The organism is Aquimarina litoralis, assembly GCF_019295435.1.
GTDB classification, from domain to species: Bacteria; Bacteroidota; Bacteroidia; order Flavobacteriales; family Flavobacteriaceae; genus Aquimarina; species Aquimarina litoralis_A.
Genome location: NZ_WEKL01000043.1, coordinates 36,385 through 44,078 on the forward strand (window position 1 = coordinate 36,385; position 7,694 = coordinate 44,078).

General features: G+C 30.5%; 7 protein-coding genes. 2 read left to right on the plus strand and 5 right to left on the minus strand.

Going from position 1 to position 7,694, the window contains the following annotated elements; all coding sequences use genetic code 11:
* Nucleotides 1–64 precede the first annotated feature (64 nt).
* Genes GBO31_RS18580 through GBO31_RS18595 form a run of 4 tightly spaced genes read right to left on the minus strand, consistent with a single transcriptional unit; the run spans nt 65 to nt 4,106 of the window.
* Nucleotides 65–1,444 carry a mannosyltransferase gene (locus GBO31_RS18580; protein ID WP_219009968.1) on the minus strand — a complete coding sequence of 460 codons (1,380 nt, stop codon included), beginning with the start codon at nt 1,442–1,444 and terminating at the stop codon, nt 65–67.
* A complete protein-coding gene (locus GBO31_RS18585; protein ID WP_219009969.1) occupies nt 1,444–2,916 on the minus strand; it encodes a cellulose synthase family protein in 1,473 nt (490 codons plus the stop codon). The genes GBO31_RS18580 and GBO31_RS18585 overlap by 1 nt, the downstream gene beginning before the upstream one ends.
* Nucleotides 2,916–3,608 carry a glycosyltransferase family 2 protein gene (locus GBO31_RS18590; protein WP_219009970.1) on the minus strand — a complete coding sequence of 231 codons (693 nt, stop codon included), beginning with the start codon at nt 3,606–3,608 and terminating at the stop codon, nt 2,916–2,918. The genes GBO31_RS18585 and GBO31_RS18590 overlap by 1 nt, the downstream gene beginning before the upstream one ends.
* The gene (locus GBO31_RS18595; protein ID WP_219009971.1) at nt 3,609–4,106 is read right to left on the minus strand and encodes a toxin-antitoxin system YwqK family antitoxin; all 498 of its coding nucleotides are present in this window, start codon (nt 4,104–4,106) and stop codon (nt 3,609–3,611) included. It lies immediately after the preceding gene.
* A gap of 214 nt (nt 4,107–4,320) precedes the next feature.
* Between GBO31_RS18595 and GBO31_RS18600 the strand changes: the two genes are divergently transcribed.
* A complete protein-coding gene (locus GBO31_RS18600; RefSeq protein WP_219009972.1) occupies nt 4,321–5,595 on the plus strand; it encodes a sensor histidine kinase in 1,275 nt (424 codons plus the stop codon).
* A gap of 495 nt (nt 5,596–6,090) precedes the next feature.
* Nucleotides 6,091–7,368, plus strand: coding sequence for a sensor histidine kinase (locus GBO31_RS18605; protein WP_219009973.1), 1,278 nt, complete (start codon nt 6,091–6,093; stop codon nt 7,366–7,368).
* A 141-nt stretch (nt 7,369–7,509) separates the two neighbouring features.
* Here GBO31_RS18605 and GBO31_RS18610 read toward each other — a convergent pair.
* A partial coding sequence (locus GBO31_RS18610; protein ID WP_219009974.1) for a hypothetical protein occupies nt 7,510–7,694 on the minus strand: 185 nt, incomplete at its 5' end.

The window sequence follows — 7,694 nt, forward strand, 5'->3', positions numbered from 1 at the left end:
GAAAAAAGAAAGCTACTAAACAGTAAACAAATGCAAGTTATTATATTAGTAAACTTATTGAAAATCAATTATAAATAGATTTTAATGAAACTCTTGAAGTATTTTTAATTACTTCGAAAATAAAAATAGCAAATACGGTACTATATTCTAGAGTAACAAACCATAAATTTTCTTTAAAATCAGGATTGATATAGGCTGTATAGCTACAGATAATAATAAAAGACCACCAAATTGGRAATTTATATTTTGTAAATATACATAGAACCAAAGGAACCGCTATGTACCATGGATGAACAGTAGTTGATAGAAAATAATAGCTACAGATGCCTATCATCATTACAGTAATTAACTGTGTTGTATCTTTATTTTTTCTTAGAAATGTGAGTAGTAACAGAATACCAATTGTCACTAGAGGTAAAATTTTACCAACTGTACCAATGATATTCCAACCGATAGTTTGATAACCTATCCATCTAATAATATAATAGATACTGGCATTAAACTCGAAATTTTGAAACCATAGACTGATGGTTTTACTAAAATTTGAAACAAATTCTGAGGATAAAAAAGGAGCAAAGAGAAGTATGGTTGTAATAATTACAATGCTATAAAAACCAATCAATTTCAAAAACCTATTAAATAAGGAAGAAGTATTTTTTTCTAAAATGAAATTTTGAAAGAACAAAGGCAAAAACAGTAATGGTATGAGTTTTACAGATACAGAAAATGCCAATGTAATTGCTGCCCAATACCAATATCTCTTTTGTAATAGGTATAGTGACAAGATAATAAAGAAAATCATTACTGCTTCAAAATGAAGATTTCCAGTAAGTTCTATAATGATAAAGGGGTTTAATAAATACCAAAAGATCTTATTTTCTGGAATATGAAGCCTTTGTAATAATTTACGACCAACAAAAAAGGTTCCAATATCAGCTAGGATAATTAATAGTCTCAGTACAATTGCAGAGCCCCAAATACTATTTCCAGTAAATACTGCGGCAATCAAATAACAAAACTGACTTACAGGAGGGTAATTGGTGAAATGACTGCCATTTAATGTACCCATGCCATCATATAGCTCTTGTGCTTGAGCAATTGGTGCATTGCTTTGGGAAATCCAATTTTCTGGTAAAGAGAGATATGGATTAAACCCTTCAAGTAACATTCTTCCATCCCAAATGAATCGATAAAAATCTTGTGAAAGGTTGGGAATGGCGAATAGAAAAATTACTCTAAATAATAAAGCAAGTACTGCTAAAAATTTAATGTTGTTGGGATTGATTTTGATGATTTGATAGCTGAGTAAAAATAAACCCGCCCAAAGCCCAAACATTTTTATAAAATCTGTCCGTTCTAATTGATAAGCAAAACTCCAATAGAAAAGAGTGCAAGCTATTACAAATAAGATGGAAAACTTATGGTATTTCCATAGTTGTATCATTACAGTTTAGAAGTCACTGATTTAAAAAACACAAAGCCAAAACCTAAAAATAACATGATGTGAAATAGAAATAATCCAAAGTCCTGAAGCTTAAAAGCACTATACAATGCAAAAGCAAAATAGCACATTAATAACGCTTCTATAATAGTATTACCTGATATATTCTTATTTATATATTTATTTCCTTTCCAAGAATCTTTTAATGAATTAATGTTGAATTTTGGAGTTCTAACAAATTCGCTTTTCTTTCCAAAATGCCCTTCTAATACAGCCATAGAATTGTGCACGGAGAATCCCATAGCGATCGAAAAGAAAGTAAAAAACATCTTTACATATTCAATAAAATTCCAGAAGCCACCGCTGTGGATTTTCTTGAAGGTATGCCAGTAGCAAAAGAAAAATATAACGGTACTTAGTGCAAAAAATGCAATTACATTAAAATACCAACTAAACATAGGGTTACTATTTTTAATGTACATTACTGGAACACTCAGGACTGCTACCAATAATACCAATAAAAACATACTACTATTTAGCAAATGAAAGAAGCTATGAAATTTGGTTTTAAAAGGTACAGTTTTGTCTTTTAATAATTTCCAATATAGTTTTTGAAAATTCTCAGCAGCACCTTTATTCCATCTAAATTGCTGAGAACGCGCCGCACTAATAACCACTGGTAATTCTGCAGGAGTTTCTACATCTTCCAGATATTTGAATTTCCATTTTTTTAATTGTGCTCTATAACTAAGATCTAGATCTTCAGTAAGCGTATCCCCTTGCCAGTTTCCAGAGTCTTCGATACATTTCTTTCTCCATACACCAGCAGTTCCATTAAAGTTGATGAAATGATTTTTAAAATTACGACCCACTTGTTCCATTGTAAAATGAAAGTCTAAGGCAAATGCTTGTATTTTTGTAAGCATAGAGTAGTCTCTATTAATATGCCCCCATCTTGTTTGTACAACACCGATTTTTTCATCCTTGAAATATGGAATTGTCTGAAGTAACCATTTTTTACCTGGTAGAAAATCAGCATCAAAAATCGCAATAAACTCACCTTTAGCAATTTTAAGACCTTCTTTTAATGCCCCAGCTTTAAAACCAGTTCTATCTTCTCTTCGAATATGTTGAATATCCAGTCCTGTTTCTTGTAACTTCTTAATATGTGAAGCAGTTGTATGAACAGATTCATCTGTAGAATCATCGAGCACTTGAATCTCTAATTTATCTTTTGGATACTCTAATAGAGAAATATTATCTAATAATCGCTCCATTACATACAATTCATTATACACAGGAAGTTGAACTGTTACATAAGGAGTTTCTTCTTCTTTAGAAAGATCGTAAGTAGGCGATGTATTATCCAGTTTACGCGATTTAAGATAGTTGAAAAGTAGGTTCAACTGCGCTAAACTGTATAAGAAAATGATAAGTAGTGCTAACGTGTAAACAACGATGATAGTAATATCCATTACGCAAAACTATATTTAAAAATCCAACTTAAAATCTTAATGCCTGCAAAGATAGCACCTTTTATGGTTCCTGAAACTTTTGAGACACCTATTCTCTTTTTGTACCGCACAGGAACTTCAATATAGGAATACCGTTTTTTGATTGCCTTGAGCTGCATTTCTACTGTCCATCCATACGTTTTATCTTGCATGTTCAATTCTAGAAGTTTGTCATATTTTATTGCTCTAAAAGGGCCAAGATCAGTAAATTTTGCTCCAAAAAAAAGTCGCATTAATCGGGTTGCAAGCCAGTTTCCAAAAATTTGTGGAATGGTCATCGATCCGGATTCTCTTAGTTTTTTATCTCTAGCTCCAATCACCATATCTATATCTTCATGAAGAATTGGAGCAACAATTTTTGTTAATTCTTCTGGATAATCACTATAATCTCCATCCAGAAACACGACAATTTCGGGTATTACCTCTTGCGAAGCTATATAGTCTAGTCCTTTCAAACATGCAAAACCATATCCCATTCTTTCTTCTTTTAGAACTATAGCGCCAGCTTCTTTAGCTACTGTTTCCGTAGCATCTGTAGAATTGTTACTTACTACAATAATTTCAGAAACTATATCTGGAATTTCATTAATTACATGGCCTATGGAATCTTCTTCATTGAAGGCCGGTATGATAACTTTAATTATAGGATTCATTTATAAGGAAGCATTGGGATTGTCTTTTTTAAAGCTAAAAACATCTGTCCATTCTCCCATTTTTTGGTTGTCAATGTATTTTTCTGCTTTAAAGAGCTTGTCATTTTTATATAAAAGGCAGTATCCGTTTTTCTTATTATTACGATATTGAAACTTTCTGGTAACTCGATCTTTTTTGTTAATGGTCGCAATATCGTAAATTATCCACCATTTTTCAGCTTTATTGTTTATAAAGTGCCCTTCTTTCAATAGTTTATTTTCAGAAGAATAAAAATACCAATACCCTTGTTTTTTATTGTTTTTGAAATGTCCTTTTTCTAAAACATTGCCATCTGGATAGTAGGAATACCAATAATCTGTTTTTTGATTGTTTATTTTCCAGCCTTCTGCTTTAATAGAACCATCGCTGTAATATTCTCGATGATATTCTTTCTGATAAGAGGTTTGGAAAGAAAAGAATAATAGCGTACTAACTATAAATAGCAGATGTTTCATCATTATATGCATTGGTTAGGTGCTTAGACGAAAACCAATTGACATACCTACAAAATATTTTAAAAAATTAAAATGTGTATATTTTTTGTAAGTACTGTGCTTACGTTTTTTTGCATTTTTTTAACACAATTGTGTTTTTTGTCGATGATTTTGGTATATTTGTCGATTCAATAACATTTCGATTTATATCGATTTGAAAAAAAATTAATTGAATTTTATGAAGTTGAACTTGTCAGGATTTCTAGGTGAGCAAAAATACGATAGAGTATTGGCACCGTTTTTCTTCGTAATACTTCCTGGGACATCGCTTCATGGGTACATTGAATATCTAAATACTGGATGGAGTCAATACTTTTTTAGAGATGTGACTAATGTGTCGATTTTAATTTTAGGTCTTGTTTTATTAAAATTCTCTGCAATAACCAAAAAGCAGTTAATAGTAATGTCCTTATATACTATTAGATTTGCTATAGATTATACATTTATTCTTGGTTATTTTGATCCCGATTTTGCCTTTGAATATAATTTTATTCATGTTCAGATGATCTTTGCAACTGTCATATTTGCTGCAGGAACTTTAATCCATGCAAAACATCTTTTTATATTAAACACGATAAATATTCTTTTTATTATATGTTGTGCGTTAACTATCGGTAAGGATCATTCAATATTGAGATTTATTTTTTGTGGAGTATTAGTTTCTGGTGGAGGTTTTATAGCATATGCAGGTAAGAAATTTGTTCAATCACTTTTCAAGAAAATAAAAGCAGCTAATATTTTAATAGAACAACAGAATACAGAGTTAAAAAAAATGAATGCTTCAAAAGATCAGTTGTTTAGAATTATAGGGCATGATCTAAGAACACCTTTTCATCAATTGAATTTATTAGTTGAACTTATTTCTGAAAGTAATGATGAAAAAGAAAGACAGCAATATGCTGATTTAATTAAAGAGTCAGCTACCAAAGGAAATGAGTTATTAGAAGACTTATTAAGTTGGGGAAAGCAAAACATGGATACTGCTAATGTAAATTTAGAGGAAGCTTCTATAGCAAGAGTAGTGGATAAAACTTTTGAGTTTTTTAAGTTTAAAAGTGGTGTAAAAGAGATCAAATTGATCAATGAATTGCCAGAAAATATAAAACTAAAAATAAGTCACTCTATGATGGAGACTGTTTTTAGAAACTTAATAGGGAATGCTATAAAGTTCTCACATCCCAAATCTAAGATCATTGTAAATTGTAGTATTAAAAATAACTACGTGGATATTTCTGTTGAAGATAGAGGTGTAGGAATAAGTTCTGAACAATTAAAAATACTTTTTTCAGAAGATCAAGTTGTATCTACATCTGGAACAGCGGACGAAAAAGGTACTGGTTATGGACTAGGAATAGTGAAAAAACTAGTCGAAAAACAAATGGGATCATTGTCTATAGATAGTGAACCAGAAAAAGGCACAAAAGTAATACTTACTTTCCCAATGGTAGCTTAAGGCTTAATTACCTAGTCTGATATTTCTAATATGGTTGCCCTTCTTTCTTCAATTAAATAGGGTTTTATTAAAATCTACATTTAGCAGTAATAAATTTTTTCACTTATTTAATTTACCATCAAACTAAATGATTTATCTGCTTGTGATAATAGTATCATCAATGATTTCTTTTCAACATGGTTTTACTCAATAATTTCTTTGTGAAATGATTAAAAACATTTAAAAATCAATTGTTTAGATGTGTTTGTTAAAAGTAAGTGCTTGTCTTATTAGGGGTTAGGTAACATATCGTTTCATTCATTTTACGAATATAAGTGCAATAAAAGTAGGGAAAATTTAGTAAATTTCTTACAAATATATTTTTATTTAATCGATGAAATACATATTTATAAGGATGAAATACACAAATTATTTGGTTTTTTAATATAAACGTATTATATTGGTATCGTTAAATTATCACAATCATCCAGGCTTTTCTAATAAAATTTAGAAGATATGAGTGTTTCGCCCCCAAAAACCAAAAATCTTTTCAAATTTGATAAAGTTTTATTTACTACTGTCTTCATAGTGATGCCTGGTGTTATTCTTGACGCTTTAGCTGAATACTATAACGGAGGAGTTAGTTTGTATTTTTATCGAGGAGTTGTAAATCTAGTAATAGTATCTATTGCCCTAATTTTATATATCGCTTCATATATTAAGAAGTGTACGCTGTTAGGTACATCTGTTTATTCTGTTGTGATACTTATGATGTCAACGATGATATGGGCAGTTAATGACCCCTTATTTGAGATAGAGTCTTTTTTTCTAAAAGTAGAGGTTATAGTGTCTTTATTACTTTTTGCAGTAGGAATGTTGGTTCATTTTAGACATATCATTTCATTACTGGTTTTGAATTTTTTATTTATCGGCTTTTGCGCATTCAAATACCCTGAACTTCCTTTAGTTCAGCTTGCTTTTTATGCAGTTATAGTGAGTGGAGGTGGATTAATGGCCTTTTTCTGTCAACGAATTTTAGTAAAACTATCTCGAGAAGTAAAAGAGGCAAATAGGGTAATTAGTATCAAGAATGAAAAACTTAGAGAAATGAATCAATCTAAGGATGATCTTTTTAGAATTATCGGGCACGATTTACGAACCCCCTTCTATCAATTGGAAGGATTAATTGATATGGTTGATCAAACTGATAATGAACTTGAAAAAACAAAGATTAAAGCAATGATCAAAGAATCTGCTAATAAGGGAAATCAATTATTAGAGGATTTATTAGAATGGGGGCATATGTATAAAGAACAGTCTCAAGTTTTGTTAGAGAATAAAGAAGTTGCAACTATTGTTGATAAAGTATTTAAGTTTTCTGATATGAAACGAAAACGAAAACAAATTAGTTTAATTAATAAACTTCCTGAGGATTTAAAAATTACGATAAACCCTGCTATGATGGAAACGGTAATGAGAAACTTGATCGCCAATGCTATTAAGTTTTCTCATAGAGGTTCTTATATTATAGTAAAGTCTGAAAAAATGGAAGGTAAAATTCGAATAGCTATAGAGGATAAAGGAGTTGGTATGGATACGGATAGTTTATTTCGTCTATTCAGAACAGAAAAGAATTCTTCTACAATGGGTACCGAAAATGAAAAAGGAACAGGATTTGGTTTGAGTATAGCAAAAAAACTTGTAGAAAAACAGAACGGAGTTCTAGAGATAGAAAGTGAGTATAACAAAGGAACCACAATTAACCTTTATTTTCCACATACAATGAGTGCTTGAAGGCCTTAAATCGAGATAATATTAAAAAACAGCCCAATAACAGGCTGTTTTTTTTAGATCAGGTGAGAGGATAAATATTCATTAATAAGGATAACGAATCAAAATTTATACTTATTAAATTTTGAAAATCTTCTCAATATTTTAAAAATTAGGGTAGATGTCGATAGTTTCTCCTCCATATACCCACCAATTATTATTGGTTGCCCATTGAGCATCATTAATTAGTACTTTACATTCAAACTTTTGACCTTCAGGTATTGCATCCGTTTCCCAAACCCAGGTATCAGCATCTACATTTGTCATTTGAATCCCTGAATTCCAATTTA